This is a genomic window from Nonomuraea sp. NPDC049637, from assembly GCF_040675235.1.
Taxonomy (GTDB): domain Bacteria; phylum Actinomycetota; class Actinomycetes; order Streptosporangiales; family Streptosporangiaceae; genus Nonomuraea.
Window position 1 is genome coordinate 196,445 of sequence record NZ_JBFAOM010000011.1, and the last position, 15,916, is coordinate 212,360.

The following is a 15,916-nucleotide window of genomic DNA, read 5'->3' on the forward strand; positions in this document are numbered from 1 at the left end:
GCACGACGCCACTGAACGTGATCAGTCATCTATATGAATACAGTCGGACATTTCGGGCGCACGGCGCGTCTTCGCGCGTGCGACGCCGTCTCCGACGTACCTTTGGCATCATGGCCACCCGTACGCCGAAAAGCGCATCGAAGGGGCCGGCGAAGCGGTCGACCTCGCCTCGATCGACCCCCGCGAAGCGGCCGGCCACGGCGGCGGGGCGACCGAGACCGAAGGCCGCGAGCTCCGGCCGCAAGTCCTCCGTGACCCATCCCGACCCGATCAGCTGGGTCTTCACGATGATCGGCAAGCTGATCGTCGGGCTCTGGATGCTGCTCGCCAACGGCATCGGCAGCACCGCCCGCGCGCTCGGCAAGAACGCCCGCGAGCTCGACCCCGCGCACCGGCGCGACGGCGTGGGCCTGTCGGTGCTGGCCGGCGCGATCGTGCTGGCCGCGATGACCTGGCGCAACCCCGAGGGCACGGTCTCCGGCGTCGTCAACACCGTCGTGCACGCCGTGTTCGGCTCGCTGGCCTGGGCGCTGCCGCTACTGCTCGGCCTGCTGGCCTGGCGTTACCTGCGCCACCCCGACCAGAATGCCGACACCGGCCGCATGGTCATCGGGTGGAGCGCGCTCATGGTCGGCGTGCTCGGCGTCATCCACGTGGCCAACGACACCCCCTACCCGGCGGGCCAGGGGCAGGGCATGGACAAGGTGTCGGCCGCCGGGGGCATGATCGGGTTCATCGTGTCGGCGCCGCCGATGAGCATCCTGCCGTCGTGGATCACGATCCCGCTGCTGCTGCTCCTGTCCGGGTTCGGCGTGCTGGTGATCACCGCCACGCCCGTCCACCGCATCCCCGAGCGGCTGTCGGAGCTGCGGCACATGTTGTTCGAGCGGCACGCCGAGCCGCTCGCGCCGCGCGAGCCCGCCAAGCGCCGGCCGCGGGCCAAGAAGGCGGAGGCCGAGGGCGCCGAGACGGTCAAGCCGTACGACACGCCGGTCATCGCCGAGAAGGACAAGCTGGCCGACCACTCGCCGGAGATCGTCCCCGGGCTCGTCGACGGGCCCGCGGACGAGGAGCCGTCCGTGCCCGAGCGCAGGCCGGAACCGCCGGAGCCCACGCCCGCGCCGCGCAAGGTCGAGCAGCTCGTGCTGTCGCCGCAGGCGGGCCCCTACAGCCTGCCCGACCTGCAGTTCCTCAAGCCGGGCACCGCGCCCAAGCCGCAGACCAAGGCCAACACGACCGTGGTCAACGCGCTGACCAGCGTGCTGGAGCAGTTCTCCATCGACGCGCAGGTGATCGGCTTCACCCGTGGCCCGACGGTCACCCGCTACGAGATCGAGCTCGGCCCGGCGGTCAAGGTGGAGAAGGTCACCGCCCTCACCAAGAACATCGCCTACGCCGTCAAGTCGGCCGACGTCCGGATCCTGTCCCCGATCCCCGGCAAGTCGGCGATCGGCGTCGAGATCCCCAACGCCGACAAGGACCTGGTCGCGCTCGGCGACGTGCTGCGCTCCCAGGTGGCCCAGGCGGACCACCACCCGATGATCGTGGGCCTGGGCAAGGACGTCGAGGGCCGGACCATCGTCGCCAACCTCGCCAAGATGCCCCACCTGCTCATCGCGGGCGCGACCGGCGCCGGCAAGTCGGTCTGCGTCAACGGCCTCATCACCAGCATCCTCATGCGCTCCACCCCCGACGAGGTGCGCATGGTGCTGGTCGACCCCAAGCGCGTCGAGCTCAGCGTCTACGAGGGCATCCCGCACCTCATCACGCCCATCATCACCAACCCGAAGAAGGCCGCCGAGGCCCTGGAATGGGTCGTGGGCGAGATGGACCGCCGCTACGACGACCTGGCCGCCAGCGGGTTCCGGCACGTCGACGAGTTCAACAAGGCCGTGCGCGCGGGCAAGCTGGTGCCGCCGCCGGGCAGCGAGCGGGTCTACCAGCCGTACCCGTACCTGCTGGTGATCGTGGACGAGCTGGCCGACCTCATGATGGTGGCCCCGCGCGACGTCGAGGACTCGATCGTGCGCATCACGCAGCTCGCCCGCGCGGCCGGCATCCACCTGGTGATCGCCACCCAGCGGCCCTCGGTCGACGTCGTCACCGGCCTGATCAAGGCCAACGTGCCGTCCAGGCTGGCCTTCGCGGTGTCGTCGCTGACCGACTCGCGGGTCATCCTCGACCAGCCGGGCGCCGACAAGCTGGTCGGCCAGGGCGACGCGCTGTTCCTGCCGATGGGCGCGAGCAAGCCCATCCGGATCCAGAACGCGTTCGTCTCGGAGAAGGAGATCGCCGAGATCGTCACGCACTGCAAGGAGCAGATGCAGGTCGAGTACCGCGACGACGTGGCCGCCGCGCCGGTCAAGCGGGAGATCGACGAGGAGATCGGCGACGACCTCGACCTGCTGATCCAGGCCGCCGAGCTGATCGTGACCACCCAGTTCGGCTCGACCTCGATGTTGCAGCGCAAGCTGCGGGTCGGCTTCGCCAAGGCCGGACGGCTGATGGACCTGCTGGAGAGCCGCAACGTGGTGGGCCCCAGCGAAGGCTCCAAGGCCCGGGAAGTGCTGGTGAAACCGGACGATCTGCCCGGCCTGCTGGCAGACCTGCGTGGCGAATGACCCCAATGCACGGTTCCACGGCGATAACTGATTGAATATGAACCACTACGCACTGTCGTGGTGGGGAGGCGTTCGCTGTGCAGGAACAGAGCATCGGGGCCATGCTGGCAGCGGCCAGGCAGGCGGCGGGAATGACGGTCGCGCAGGTCAGCGCGGCGACCCGGATCAGAGAAACGATCATCAACCGGATCGAGCAGGATGACTACGACCAGTGCGGGGGCGCGTTCTACTCCCGCGGTCACGTCAAGGCCATAGCCAAGGTCGTCGGGCTCGATCCCGAGGCCACGGTCCACCTGTTCGACCAGCAGTACGGCGGGCCGCCGCAGCCCGTCCGCGCCGCCGCGGTGTTCCAGGCCGACCGCACGCTCGCCCTGCGCGAACGCCGGGGGCCCAACTGGACGATGGCGCTCGGCGTGGCGCTGGCCGTCGTGGTGGTGTTCGGCACGGTGCGCGTGCTCGGCGGCGCGAGCGACCAGGTGCGCACCGCCGACGTGCACGCCATCACGCCCAAGCCCAGCGTGCCGCCGAACACGCCCATCACCGAGGGCCCCAGGGCCGCGGCGGGCAAGGGCAAGGCGGGCAAGGGCATGGTCACCCTGAGGATCGAGGCCAGGCGTACGTCGTACGTGAACGTGCGCGACGGTCAGGGCCGGATGCTCTTCGCCGGGATGTTGAAGGCCGGGGACAGCTCGACCTGGCGGGCCGCCGAGAAGGTCAGCCTGCTCCTCGGTGACGCCGGAGCGGTGTCCTTGCAGGTCAACGGCAAGAAGGTGGACAAACTCGGGGGCCGGGGCGAGATGGTGACCCGCTCGTTCGGCCTCGACGCGTCGCCTCCGCGGTAGTCCGGCGGGGAGGCCGTGCATCAGGTGGTGGCCAACTCCCGATACCGTAGTGTTCACCATGTCATCCCGCCGAACCGCATCGCTGATCACCCTGGGCTGCGCGCGCAACGAGGTCGACTCCGAGGAGCTGGCCGCGCGACTAGAGGCTGCCGGCTGGCAGCTGGGCGACGACGACCCCGACGTCGTCGTCGTCAACACGTGTGGCTTCATTGACTCGGCCAAGAAAGACTCCATCGACACGCTGCTCGCCGCCGCCGACTCCGGGGCGAAGGTGGTGGCCGCGGGTTGCATGGCCGAGCGCTACGGCAACGAGCTGGCCGAGGCACTGCCCGAGGCGAGCGCCGTCATCTCCTTCGACGACTACACCGAGATCGGCGGCCGGCTCGACGACGTGCTGGCCGGGCGTCCGCTCAAGCCGCACACGCCGCGCGACCGCCGCACGCTGCTGCCCATCTCGCCGGTCGAGCGCGGCAGCGCGCCCAAGACCGGCATCCCGGGCCACGGCGAGCTGCCCGACGGGCTGGCGCCCGCCAGCGGCCCGCGCGTGCTGCGCAAGCGCCTCGACGAGAGCCCGGTCGCCTCGCTCAAGCTGGCCTCCGGCTGCGACCGGCGCTGCACGTTCTGCGCCATCCCGGCCTTCCGCGGGGCCTACGTCTCGCGCAACCCCGACGAGCTGCTCGCCGAGGCCGACTGGCTGGCTCATCGCGGCGTGCGCGAGCTCGTCCTGGTCTCGGAGAACTCCACCTCCTACGGCAAGGACCTGGGCGACCTGCGGGCGCTGGAGAAGCTGCTGCCGCAGCTCGCCGCCGTGCCGGGCATCGACCGGGTGCGGGTCAGCTACCTGCAGCCCGCCGAGCTGCGGCCGGGGCTGATCGACGTCATCACCGCCACCGAGGGCGTGGCCGACTACTTCGACCTGTCCTTCCAGCACGCCAGCGGCGGCGTCCTGCGCCGGATGCGCCGCTTCGGCGACCCCGAGCGTTTCCTCGGCCTCCTGGAGAGCGTGCGCAAGGGCGCTCCCGAGGCGGGCGTGCGCTCCAACTTCATCGTGGGCTTCCCCGGCGAGACCGAGGAGGAGTTCGGCGAGCTGGTCGGCTTCCTGGAGCAGGCCAGGCTCGACGTGATCGGCGTGTTCGGCTACTCCGACGAAGACGGCACGGAGGCGGCCAACCTGCCGGGCAAGCTCGACCAGGAGGTCATCGACGAGCGGGTGCGCGTGCTCACCGAGCTGGCGGAGGAACTGACCGCCCAGCGCGCGGAGGAGCGCATCGGCACGGAGGTCGACGTGCTCATCGACGACGACCTGGGAGACGGCGGCTACGAGGGCCGGGCCGCCCACCAGGGCCCGGAGGTCGACGGCTCGGTGACGGTCCAGGGCATCGGCCTGGTCAAGGGACAGATCGTGCGCGCGGTCGTGGTCGACGCCGAGGGGGTTGACCTGATCGCGCGCATCAAGGCCAGTCCATGACCAGGGACGAGCGCCGCGTGGTGAGCCCGTGGAACATCGCCAACGTCCTCACGGTCCTCCGGTTGGCGCTCGTCCCCTTCTTCGTCGCATGCCTGTTCCTGCCCGGCACCGGCTGGCGGCTGGCCGCCCTGGGGGTGTTCGGGGTCGCCTCGATCACCGACCATCTCGACGGCGAGCTGGCCCGCCGCTACGGGCTGATCACCGATTTCGGCAAGATCGCCGACCCGATCGCCGACAAGGCGCTCACCGGGGCGGCGATGGTCTGCCTGTCGATCCTCGACGAGCTGCCGTGGTGGGTCACGATCGTGATCCTGGGCCGCGAGCTGGGCATCACCCTGCTCCGGCTGGTCCTGTTGCGGCACGCGGTCATCCCGGCCAGCTACGGCGGCAAGGTCAAGACCGTGCTGCAGATCGCCGCCATCGTGCTCTACATCCTGCCGGGGGTGCCCGACCCGCTGCGATGGGTGGTGATGGGCGCGGCGCTGGTCGTGACCGTCGCGACGGGCGTCGACTATCTCGTACGGGCGGTCAAGCTGCGCCAGGTGGCCAGACGGGCGCGTGGGGAGTGAGCTGAGCGATGACGGACGTGGCCGAGGTCCTGGCCCTGCTGGTGCGGCAGAGCGCCACCGTGGCGGTGGCCGAGTCGCTGACCGGCGGGCTCATCGGGGCCGCGTTCACGTCGGTCTCGGGGGCGTCCAAGGCGTTCCGGGGCGGGGTGATCTCCTACGCCACCGATCTCAAGCACGAGTTGCTGGGCGTGCCCGGCGAGCTGCTGCGGCGCGAGGGGGCAGTGCATCCCGAGGTGGCCGCGGCGATGGCCGAAGGGGTCGCCCGGGTGTGCGGGGCGGGATACGGGCTGGCCGTGACGGGTGTGGCCGGCCCCGAACCGCAGGACGGAAAGCCCGTGGGCCTGGTGTACGCCGCGGTCCACGGCCCGGGCGGGGAGAACCTGGTGCGTGAGTTGAGCCTTGAGGGGTCGCGCGAACGTATCCGGGTAAGGACGGTGCACGAGGCAGTCGATCTCCTCGCAGGTGTGCTGAAGGCCAACAAAGGGGAACATTCCGGATGATTACCGTGTTACGTCCCGAGCGAACATGCGAAGCACGGTCTGACGCGGTGTCGGTGGATACGGGTACGGTGGAGCTGTGAGTGAGGTCCGTGAGCCAACTGCAAGCACCGAGCGCCCGGCAGGCGGGCCTGATGAGTCGCGCGACCAGGCACGAGCGGCAGACCCGGGGAGGCGACGCCCCATGATGACGGCGAGGAGTATGTACGAAGCCAAGAAGACCAATGTGCGGCACGATCCGATCGCGCGGGGCGTGGTGAAGACATCCACGCCGGGGAGGGAGCGACAGATGATTCTGCTGCGTCAGCTGCTCGGTGACGTGCTGAGGCGGTTGCGGGTGCGTCAGGGGCGCACGCTACGCGAGGTGTCCACGCTGGCGCGTGTCTCGCTCGGTTATCTTTCCGAGGTCGAGCGTGGCCAGAAGGAAGCCTCGTCAGAGCTGCTTGCGTCCATTTGTGGTGCTCTGGGAGTGCCGCTCTCGCAGGTGTTGCGTGAGGTTTCCGACCAGTTCGCGCTGGCGGAGCTCCAGGCCGCGCCTGTGCTGGCCGACATGCCCGAGCACGAGCGACTGCCCCTTGCCGAGACGGTTCCCGGTTCGATCGGCGACACCGTGTTCCCCGAGGTCAAGGACATGGTGGCGGCCTAACGCGGCTGGCAGCCACCACACCACAGGATCAGCCTTTCCTGTGGCTGTGCCCCCATCTCCCCGCGGCTGATGCGCGTGCCGCATCGGCGACAGGGTCTCCCTGCCCTGCCGTAGACCCAGGTCTGGTTCGCCGGGCGGCGATCACCTGTCGTCACCGTGCCGCCATGCCCCTTGTTGGCCTCCAGCAGCCGGTGGGCCAGCGTGACAAGCCCTTCGAGATCCTCGATCTCCCCGACCTTCCGCCACGGCCAGATCCCGCGCAGGAACAGGGTCTCGGCGCGATAGATCGTGCCGATCCCCGCCAGGTTGCGCTGATCGAGCAGCGCTTCGCCGATCGTCCTGTCCGGTGCCGCTCGTAGCCTTCGCACGGCTTCGCCCGGGTCCCAGTCGGCGCCCAGCAGGTCCGGCCCCAGGTGTCCCACCAGCCGCTCCTCGTCGGCGGTCGTGACCAGGTCGACCATGCCGAGCTTGAGCCCCACCGCCTGCCACTCCGCGTTGGCCAGGATCAGCCGCACCTGGTCGCCGCCGGCCGTGCGCCGCCCCGCGGGCATGACCCGCCAGCTTCCGTCCATGCGCAGGTGGGTGTGCACGGTCAGGCCGCCCTCGACCCGCGTCAGCAGATGTTTGCCCCTGGAGACGGTGGTGAGCACCGTACGGCCGCTCAGGTCCGCGGTGGCGTGCCGTGGGACGCGGAAGTCCGACCTGGTCAGCACGCGGCCGTCGAGCGCGCCGCGCAGGCGCGCCGCGGTGCGGTAGACGGCGTCTCCCTCGGGCATCCCTCCAGTCTAGGTACCCGCCTCCCGGCCGGGACGGCGGCCACGGGCCCGAGGGCGCCCGCCGCCGCCACCGGCCGGCGTCAGTCCCAGGCGGCGGGGTCGGCGGCCAGCTGGCGGACGCGCTCGGGAAGGCTGCCCGTGGCCACCTGCTCGAGCGTGACCTCCTCCAGGATGGCCCGCTCGGTGGCGCGCAACGCGATCCACACCTGCTGCAACGACTCGGCCGGGCCTCGGTAGCCGACGTGTTCGGGACGCTCGCCGCGCACGTTGGCCAGCGGCCCGTCGACGGCCCTGATCACGTCGGCGAGCGAGATGTTCGCGGCGGGCCGGGCCAGCACGTAGCCGCCCTCGGGGCCCCGCTGGCCGCGCACGAGGCCGGCGCGGCGCATCTGGAGCAGGATGTTCTCCAGGTATTTGGGAGGCATGTCCTGTTCCTTGGCGAGCTCACCCACGGTAGTCGGACCCGCGCCGGCTGCGGCGAGTTCAGCGGCGGCACGGAGGGCGTAGTCGACACGAGCGGAAAGGCGCATGTTCTCGATTATCCCTCCTGGTCAACACTGGTTAGGCGCAAGGTCGTCAGAACGGGCAGGTGATCCGAATACGGCAACCTCGGCGCCTGACCGGAAATCGCCGTCAATCCCTTGGTGAGCAGCACGTGGTCGATGCGCTCCTTGGGGGCGTCGGCGGGCGAGGTCGGCGGGTCCCCGAACGCGGTCAGCGGGTCGCTCAGCCCGGCCGCCTTCAGCACCGCCATGGCCGGATCGGCGGGCCGGGTGTTGAGGTCGCCCGCCAGGATCACGGGCCGCCTCACCTGCTCCCCGGCTCCGGCGCCGCGGTGCCCGGCCTCCTCGGCGTCCCGGCCGGCGGCCAGGGAGCGGACGATCGCGGCAACCTCCGGGGCCTGGCCGTCGGGGGCCTGGAGGTGGGTGTTGACGATGCCCACCTCCCTGCCGCCGACGTCCAGGACGACCGTCTGGGCCTGCGCCCCCGTCGGGTAGTCGTGGGCGCCCAGGGGGTGGGAGTGCACCTGCCTGACCGGGAGGTTGGTGAGCAGCGCGTCGCCCCACACCTGGTCGGCGGCGGGCGCGAAGTGGTAGCGCATGCCGAGGCCGCGGGCGATCCTGGCCAGGTCGTCGTGGCCGCCGTTGAGCAGCCAGCCGCGGTCCACCTCGCTGAGCAGCACGACGTCGGGCTTCTGGGCGGCGGCCCAGGCCGCGATCCTGTCGAGCGACAGGCGGCCGTCCAGGCCGTAGCCCATGCGGATGTTGTAGGCGATCAGGGTGAAGGTGTCGCCCTGCTTGGCCCGTACGGGCGGCGCGGACGGCGCCCCGAGCGTGACGAGCCCCACCAGCAGCACGGCGACCGCCATCGGCAGCCAGCCGATGCGGACCGGCGCGGCCGGCGGCGGCGAGTGCCGGACCAGGGCCGTGATCACGCTGAGCACGGCCACCAGCACCGCCGCCGCCACGAGGACCAGGCCGTTGGGGAAGCCGAGGTTCATGTCGTAGGCCGCGTAGTAGACGAACAGCCCGACGAAGAAGACCAGCCCGCCGCCGAGCACGGCCACGCCAGGACGTCGCCCGGCGGGATAGTCGGGCCGCGCGGTTCCGGCGAGCAGGGAGCCGAGCCAGCTGATCACCAGCACGGCGGCGTAGGGCGCCGACAGGGCGAGCAGCACCGTGAAGGCCACCAGCAGGACCCCGAGGATGACGTCGAAGACCGGCGACAGCGGCGGGTGGGCGGCCACCACCACGGCCATGACCAGGACGACGGCGAGCAGGCCGGTGCCCGCCAGCACCTGCCACAGATCGGCCGGGCTCTGTTCCGGCTTGGCCCAGCCCGTGGCGGCCACGCCGGTCAGCAACATCGCCGGGCCGAGCAGGAACCACGTCAGCGCGGGCGCGCGGTCCACCTCGGCGGCCGGCGGGCGCAGGAGGCTCAGGAAGGCGGCGCAGAGCGAGAGCACCGCGAGCCACGGGAGCAGGCCGTCGCGCCAGACCAGGTCCACGCCGTCCAGCAGCAGGTGGACGATCAGCGACAGGCTCAGGCCGCCCATGACGCCGACGGGCACCGCCCGGCGCGGGACGGCGTGGGCGCAGCCGTACAGGAAGACCAGGCCCGCGGTGACGCCGGCGGAGGCGACGGGGAGCTGGCCCACGCCCGCCTGCAACAGGATCCTGGTGAGGACCAGCGCCGCGGCGCCGCCGAGCAGAGCGTGGCGCGGCTTGGCTAACAGCGCCAGGAAAGGCAGGATGAACCAGGCGGCGGCGTAGAGGCCCATCAGCTCCGGCGGCGTCTCGCCCGCGCGACCGAACAGGGTGATCAACGACGGGAGGAAGACTCTCAACACGTCCAGCAGCAGCACGAGGCCGAGCGCGAGCATGATCGCCGGGCCGCGGGGGATTGTCATGAGGCATCCTCGTGTTCGGCTCCGATGATATGCAAGAGCTGGGGCGCTAAACTTCCAACAACCTTTTCGAATTGACGGTGGGAATCAGCGTGGAGCGTCGTCCTGGTGTGCCCAGACTTCTCCGGGAGATCAACGATCGGGCCGCACTGGAGCTGTTGCTGGCCACCGGCCCCATGACGAGGGGGCAGATCGGCGACCTGACCGGTCTGTCCAAGGTCACCGCCTCCCAGACGCTCGCGCGGCTGGAGGAGCGCGGCCTGGTCGAGGTGGTGGGCGCGCAGGCGGGCGGCAGGGGGCCGAACGCGGCGCTCTACTCGGTCATCCCCTCCAGCGCCTACGTGGCCGGTCTGGAGGTCGGGCCCGAGCTCATCTCCACCGCCGTCGCCGACATCCACGGCCGCACCATCGCCGAGGTCACCGTCGATCCCGGCGGCCACGACGACCCGGTGGCCGCCGTGCACGGCGCGATCGTCAAGGCGTGCCGCAGCGCCAAGGTCAGCCTGGCCAAACTGCGCGGCGTGGTGATCGGCACCCCGGGCGTGGTCGATCCGCGCAGCGGCGACGTGCGTTTCTCCTTCGACCTGCCGGGCTGGCACGAGGGCATCCACGAGGCGCTCGCCGGCGACCTGCGGCGCGAGGTGACGATCGAGAACGACGTGAACCTGGCCGCCATCGCCGAGTACGCCGACGGCGCGGCCAAGGGCGTCGACGACTTCGTGCTGGTGTGGGCGAGCCGGGGCCTCGGCATGGCCGTCATGCTGGGCGGCAAGCTCCACCGGGGGCGTTCGGGCAGCGCGGGGGAGATCGGCTACCTGCCGGTGCCCGGCGTGCCGCTGCCGGAGGACATCCGCACCAAGCCGGGCCGGCTGCCGTCGCTGGCGGGCGGCCTGCAGTCGCTGGTGAGCGCCGAGGCGGTGGCCGAGCTGGCCCGCGGCTACGGTTTCGAGGCCGAGAGCGCCGGCGAGTGCGTCGAGGTCGCGGTGGCGGCCGGGTCCCGCGGTGAGCCGATGCTCGACGAGATCGCCCACCGGCTGGCGCTGGGCGTGGCGGCGGTGTGCGTGATCCTCGACCCGGGGCTGGTCGTGCTGGCCGGGGAGGTGGGCCACGCCGGGGGATCCGCGCTGACCTCCAGGGTGGAGGAGGCCGTGGCGCGGATCTGCCCGGTGCGGCCGCAGGTGGTCACCACGGCGGTCGCCCACGCCAACCCGGTGCTGCGCGGCGCGGTGCTGGCCGCCCTGGACCAGGCGCGCGAGGAGCTCCTCGCGCCCTGATCCGGCGGGCCGTGACCGCCCTGCTCAGGCGGTGATCAGTTCCACGGCGGCCTGGGCGTTGGCCCTGGCCGCCCCGTACGTGGCGATGTAGGCGGCGCTGTCGGGCCGCCAGACGGGCAGGCCCATCTCGATCACCGTCGCGTCCTGGCGGGCCGCCACCAGAGCGGAGACCAGTTCCTGGCTCGCCTGGTAGCGGTGGGCGTCCTTCACCACGATGACCAGCGACCGGTTCACGGCCTTGGCCAGCAGGGCGGGGACGTCGGCGGCCGCGGGCTCGACGCGGACGATCTCGGCGTCCGGCAGCCACGGGCCCACACCCCATGGCACGTTCCCCACGGCGATCGTGGGCGGGGTGTCCACCTCGATCACCAGGGGTTCCACCAGGGGTTCCGTCTCGCCGGTCAGCTGCACGGCGCGGCGGGCGGCGTGCAGGCCGACCCCGTTCTGCGCGGTCGCGATCACCTCGGGCGTGCCGAACCAGGCGCGCAGCGCCCCCACACGCTCGGCCGCCTCCTCCAGCCTGGCGGCCGGCAGCCGGCCCTCGGTCACCGCGGCCACGATCTCCCCGATGACCCGCTGGACGTCGTCCTCGCCGGGGATCGGGCCGAGGCAGATCAGGTCCGCCCCGGCCGCGAGCGTGAGCACGGCGCCGTTGGCCAGGCCGACGCTCTTGGTGATCGCGTGCATGTCCAGCGCGTCCGTGATCACCACGCCGTCGTAGCCGAGCTCGCCCCTGAGGAGCCCGGTCAGAGCGGCGGGTGACAGGGTGGCCGGAGTGTCCCCGGTCACCACCGGAACGGCCACGTGGGCGGTCATCACGGTCCTGGCGCCGGCCTCGATGGCCGCCTGGAACGGCGCGAGCTCGCGGGCGCGCAGCACGTCCAGGCCGACGTCCACGACGGGCACGGCCAGGTGGGAGTCCACCCGGGTGGCGCCGTGGCCGGGGAAGTGCTTGACGCAGGCGGCCACGTTCACCGACTGCAGGCCGTTGACCGCCGCCACCGTGTGCCTGGCCACCAGCGCCGGGTCGGCGCCGAAGGACCTGGTCCCGATCACCGGGTTGTCGGCCTCGGTGTTGACGTCCGCGCTCGGCGCGAGGTCCAGGTTGATGCCGCACGCGGCCAGCTCCGACCCGATCGCCGCGTAGACCCGGCAGGTCAGGTCCACGTCGTCGACCGCCCCCAGCGCCGCGTTCCCCGGGTACGGGCTGCCGACGTGGTAGGCCAGCCGGGTGACGTCCCCGCCCTCCTCGTCGAGCGAGATGACGGGCTCGGCCGAGGCGCGCAACGTCGTGGTGAGCGACCTGACCTGGTCGGGACCGGCGACGTTGAACCCGAAGAGCGTCACGCCGCCCAGGCCGTTGTCCAGCTCACGCAGCACCCAGTCGGGCGCCGTGGTGCCCTGGAAGGCGACGAGCAGCGTGCCGGCCGCGAGGCGACGCAGCCCCCGATCACTCTGACTCATGGCTCCTCATCACTTGAATGAAGGCACGACCGGGTACGGCCCGGACCAGCCGAGCCGTACGAGGATCAGTGCCTGTTACCCCTTCACGGCGCCGGCGGTGAGACCGGCGACCATGCGGCGTTGTACCAGCAGGAAGAAGACGACCACCGGAAGGGTCATCAGGGTGGAACCGGCCATGATCGCGCCCCAGTCGACGCCCTTCTGGCCGAAGAAGTACTGCAGGGCGACCGGCATCGTGTAGCCCTCGGACCCCGACATCAGGTAGAGGGCGAACACCAGATCGTTCCAGGCGGTGATGAACGAGAAGATGCTCGTGGCCACCAACCCCGGCGCGACCAGCGGGAACAGCACCTTCCAGAACGTCGTCAGGCGGCTGGCGCCGTCGATCCAGGCCGCCTCCTCCAGCGTCCGCGGCACCGCGGCCACGAACGTGCGCAACATCCAGATGCCGAACGGCAGCGTCAGCGCGACCTGGGTGATGATCAGTCCGAGGAGCTGGTCACCGAGGCCGACCCGCTTGACCATCATGTACAGCGGGATGAGCAGGCCCTCGGCCGGCAACATCTGCACGATCAGCAGGATGACCAGGAACGTGCCGCGCCCCTTGAAGCGGAAGCGGGCGATGGCCGTGGCCGACAGCAGCGCGAAGACCGAGCCGATGAGCACGGTGCCGAGCGCCACGATCGCGCTGTTGCGCATGTAGAGCCAGATGGAGTTGTTCGCCACGCCCTCGGTCAGCACCCGCGCGAAGTGGTCGAAGGTGAAGTGCGTCGGGAACGGGATGAACTCCGTCGTGAAGATCTGGTCGTTCTCCTTGAAGCCGGTGGAGACCATCCAGTAGACGGGGAAGACCGCGTAGAGGAAGACCAGCACACCGGCCGTGTTCAGGAGGATCTTCCCGAGCTTCTTGCGGGCCAGCGCGTTCACATCTCCTCCTGCTTCACGATCTGCCGGACGTACGCGACGGTGATGATGAGCAGGATGATCGTCAGCACGATGGAGATCGCCGCGCCCGTGCCCAGCTTCTGCGGGGGCTTGAACGCCTCCGCGACCGCGTACATCGACAGGTTGAAACCGTCGCGGTTGGTCGGGCCGTTCATCAGCACGTAGAGCTGGCTGAAGACCTTGAAGTCCCAGATGATCGACAGGATCGTCAGGACGGCGAAGACCGGCTTGAGCAGCGGCAGGGTGATCTTCCTGAACGTCCGCCACGCCCCCGAGCCGTCGACCTTGGCCGCCTCGTACAGCTCGGACGGGATGCCCTTGAGGCCCGCCAGCACCGAGACCGCGATGAACGGGAACCCGGCCCACACCACGCACACGATCAGCGCGACGTAGAGCGGGAAGGTGTCGTTGAGCCAGGGGGTGCCCGACCAGTCCCGCTGGCCGGCGGGCGGCGCGGCCAGCCAGTCGGGCAGCAGGTTGAGCAGCCAGTTCACGATGCCGGACTCGGCGTCGAAGAGCGAGCGCCAGATGACGCCCTGCGCGACCGGCGGCACGGCCCAGGCGAACATGCACCCGATGACCACGAACAGGGACATCTTCTTGCCGAGCTTGTTCAGCAGCACGCCGACCGCGGTTCCCACGATCAGGGTGAGGCTGACGGCGACGAAGGCGAACACCACGGTGTTGCGCAGAGCCGACCAGAAGATGTCGTTGGAGAGGACCTTGTTGAAGTTGTCCAGGCCCACCCATTCGGCCGGCTTGCTGCCCCTGATCTGCGCGAGCCCGACCTTCTGGAAGGCCATCACGCCGAGCTGGAACATCGGGTACAGCAGCAGTCCCGCGATGACCAGCAGACCGGGGATGAGCAGCACGTACGGGATGCTCCACGTGGGCATCCCGGTGGCCTTGACGGGCCCGCCGCCCTTCTTACGGCGGCGCCCCGGGGCGGGGGACGAGCCCCTGCCCCGGGTGACCGTAGTCGTGTTCGCCATCGTTACTGGTTCAGGATCTCTTCGAGTTCCTTGTTGGCGTCAGCGAGAGCCGTGGTGGTGTCCTTCTTGCCCTCGATGACGGCGCGCGCCGCGTTCTGCAGCACGGCCTTGGTGGCGTCGGCCTCGGCCCAGTTCGGGTCGGCCGGGAACGCCTTGGCCTTGGCGAAGGCCTGGGCGAACGGGCCCTGCGCCGGGTCCTCGTTCAGCGCCGCCAGGGTGTCGGGGTAGACCGGCAGCAGGCCGCCTTCCTTGGCGTAGCGGTCGGCCCAGGTCTTGCTGGTGGCGAGCTTGATGTACTCCTTGCCGAGGTCGGCCTCCTTGGTGCCGCCCCACAGCGCGATGTCGTTGCCGCCGAAGAAGGACGGGGCCAGGCCGCCGGTCTTGGCGGGCAGCGGGAAGAAGCCGAGCTTGTCGCCCTTCAGCTTGCCCTTCGAGTCCTCCTCGATGCCGGGCAGGTCCCAGCCGGCGGTGAGGTACATCGCCACCTTGTTGTTGGCGAAGCGCTTGCGGATGTCGACGGTGTTCAGCGTCAGGTTCGCCTTGCTGGACAGGCCGCCGGTGACCAGACCGGTGTAGGTCTCGAAGCCCTTCTGGAAGCCGGGGTCGGTCAGCTTGCCGACCCACTTGTCGCCCTCCTTGACGGCGAACTCGCCGCCCTCGGACCAGGCGAACGCGGCCAGCAGGTGGTTGGCGTCGGAGCCGCCGTTGAAGGCGAAGCCGTCGACGCCGGCGCCCTTCTCCTTCTGGATCTTCTTGGCCGCGGCGACGAGCTCGTCCCAGGTCTTGGGAACCTCGATCTTCAGGTCGGCGAACCAGTCCTTGCGGTAGAGCACCGCGCGGGCGCCGGCGCCCCACGGGATGCCGTAGATCTCGCCGTCGACCGTCTCGTAGCCGTAGAGGTTCTCGGGGATCTGGGCCCGGTCGCCCTCACGCGCGATGTCGGTGATGGGGGTGAGCGCGTCCTGGCTCTGCCACATCGGGACCTGGTCGTTGCCGATCTCGGTCACGTCCGGGCCGGTGCCGGTCGCGGCGGCGGCGAACTTGTCGGCCACCTGCGGCCACGGGATCCACTCAAGCTTGACCTCGGCGCCGGTCTGCTTCTTGAACTCGGCGTTGAGCTCTTCCATGTACTTGGCGGCGGCAGGGTTGCTGTCGCCCAGACGCCACACGCTGAGCGTCTTGCCCGCGAACTTCGGGCCACTGGAAGCGGGGGCGGCCGCGCTGGACGACGGCTTCGGCTCCTCGCTTGACCCACAGGCGGCCAGGCCCAGGGCCAGGGCGGCCGTGGTGACCGTAGTGGCTGTGATCTTCGCGATCCTCACAGGGTTCTCCCTTCCCGGGTGCTGGCCTACGGTCCGCACCAGGCTGATCGTCAAATGCCGAACGACGCTGTTAAACTAACAAGAAACTTTCTT

At 70.5% G+C, this 15,916-nt stretch carries 14 protein-coding genes; 7 read left to right on the forward strand and 7 right to left on the reverse strand.

Annotated elements, in window-relative coordinates; genetic code table 11:
- Window positions 1–110 precede the first annotated feature (110 nt).
- The 6 genes from AB0J71_RS18110 to AB0J71_RS18135 all read left to right on the forward strand — a co-directional run bounded on the left by AB0J71_RS18110 (window position 111) and on the right by AB0J71_RS18135 (window position 6,643).
- Window positions 111–2,621 carry a DNA translocase FtsK gene (locus AB0J71_RS18110; protein WP_352323165.1) on the forward strand — a complete coding sequence of 837 codons (2,511 nt, stop codon included), beginning with the start codon at window positions 111–113 and terminating at the stop codon, window positions 2,619–2,621.
- 77 nt (window positions 2,622–2,698) lie between these two features.
- On the forward strand, window positions 2,699–3,463 hold the full coding sequence (locus AB0J71_RS18115; RefSeq protein WP_364415051.1) for a helix-turn-helix domain-containing protein: 765 nt from the start codon (window positions 2,699–2,701) through the stop codon (window positions 3,461–3,463).
- A 58-nt stretch (window positions 3,464–3,521) separates the two neighbouring features.
- Window positions 3,522–4,931 carry a 30S ribosomal protein S12 methylthiotransferase RimO gene (gene rimO / locus AB0J71_RS18120; RefSeq protein WP_352323163.1) on the forward strand — a complete coding sequence of 470 codons (1,410 nt, stop codon included), beginning with the start codon at window positions 3,522–3,524 and terminating at the stop codon, window positions 4,929–4,931.
- Window positions 4,928–5,500 (forward strand): CDP-diacylglycerol--glycerol-3-phosphate 3-phosphatidyltransferase, encoded by a 573-nt coding sequence (gene pgsA, locus AB0J71_RS18125; RefSeq protein ID WP_352323162.1) that lies wholly within the window; start codon window positions 4,928–4,930, stop codon window positions 5,498–5,500. Before rimO ends, pgsA begins: the two co-directional genes overlap by 4 nt.
- Window positions 5,501–5,508: 8 nt before the next feature.
- Window positions 5,509–6,000 carry a nicotinamide-nucleotide amidohydrolase family protein gene (locus AB0J71_RS18130; RefSeq protein ID WP_352323161.1) on the forward strand — a complete coding sequence of 164 codons (492 nt, stop codon included), beginning with the start codon at window positions 5,509–5,511 and terminating at the stop codon, window positions 5,998–6,000.
- 286 nt (window positions 6,001–6,286) lie between these two features.
- A complete protein-coding gene (locus tag AB0J71_RS18135) occupies window positions 6,287–6,643 on the forward strand; it encodes a helix-turn-helix transcriptional regulator (protein WP_352323171.1) in 357 nt (118 codons plus the stop codon).
- Here the strand turns inward: AB0J71_RS18135 and AB0J71_RS18140 are convergent.
- From AB0J71_RS18140 to AB0J71_RS18150, 3 genes are all read right to left on the reverse strand, one after another.
- Entirely contained in the window at window positions 6,640–7,419 is a 780-nt protein-coding gene (locus tag AB0J71_RS18140; protein ID WP_352323160.1) for a DNA-formamidopyrimidine glycosylase family protein, read from the reverse strand. The genes AB0J71_RS18135 and AB0J71_RS18140 overlap by 4 nt on opposite strands.
- A gap of 80 nt (window positions 7,420–7,499) precedes the next feature.
- The gene (locus AB0J71_RS18145) at window positions 7,500–7,949 is read right to left on the reverse strand and encodes an Rrf2 family transcriptional regulator (protein WP_352323159.1); all 450 of its coding nucleotides are present in this window, start codon (window positions 7,947–7,949) and stop codon (window positions 7,500–7,502) included.
- A gap of 8 nt (window positions 7,950–7,957) precedes the next feature.
- Entirely contained in the window at window positions 7,958–9,829 is a 1,872-nt protein-coding gene (locus AB0J71_RS18150) for an endonuclease/exonuclease/phosphatase family protein (protein WP_352323158.1), read from the reverse strand.
- Between the two features lie 89 nt (window positions 9,830–9,918).
- Here AB0J71_RS18150 and AB0J71_RS18155 point away from each other — a divergent pair, with 89 nt between their 5' ends.
- Window positions 9,919–11,100 (forward strand): ROK family transcriptional regulator, encoded by a 1,182-nt coding sequence (locus AB0J71_RS18155; RefSeq protein WP_352323170.1) that lies wholly within the window; start codon window positions 9,919–9,921, stop codon window positions 11,098–11,100.
- Window positions 11,101–11,124: 24 nt separating this feature from the next.
- Here AB0J71_RS18155 and AB0J71_RS18160 read toward each other — a convergent pair whose 3' ends face one another.
- The 4 genes from AB0J71_RS18160 to AB0J71_RS18175 all read right to left on the reverse strand — a co-directional run bounded on the left by AB0J71_RS18160 (window position 11,125) and on the right by AB0J71_RS18175 (window position 15,823).
- Window positions 11,125–12,564: a glycoside hydrolase family 3 protein gene (locus AB0J71_RS18160; RefSeq protein ID WP_352323157.1), complete on the reverse strand. Its 1,440-nt coding sequence runs from the start codon at window positions 12,562–12,564 to the stop codon at window positions 11,125–11,127.
- A 75-nt stretch (window positions 12,565–12,639) separates the two neighbouring features.
- Window positions 12,640–13,491, reverse strand: coding sequence for a carbohydrate ABC transporter permease (locus AB0J71_RS18165; RefSeq protein WP_352323156.1), 852 nt, complete (start codon window positions 13,489–13,491; stop codon window positions 12,640–12,642).
- Window positions 13,488–14,501, reverse strand: coding sequence for a sugar ABC transporter permease (locus tag AB0J71_RS18170; RefSeq protein WP_352323155.1), 1,014 nt, complete (start codon window positions 14,499–14,501; stop codon window positions 13,488–13,490). Before AB0J71_RS18170 ends, AB0J71_RS18165 begins: the two co-directional genes overlap by 4 nt.
- Window positions 14,502–14,503: 2 nt before the next feature.
- Entirely contained in the window at window positions 14,504–15,823 is a 1,320-nt protein-coding gene (locus tag AB0J71_RS18175) for an extracellular solute-binding protein (RefSeq protein WP_352323154.1), read from the reverse strand.
- Between the last annotated feature and the right edge of the window lie 93 nt (window positions 15,824–15,916).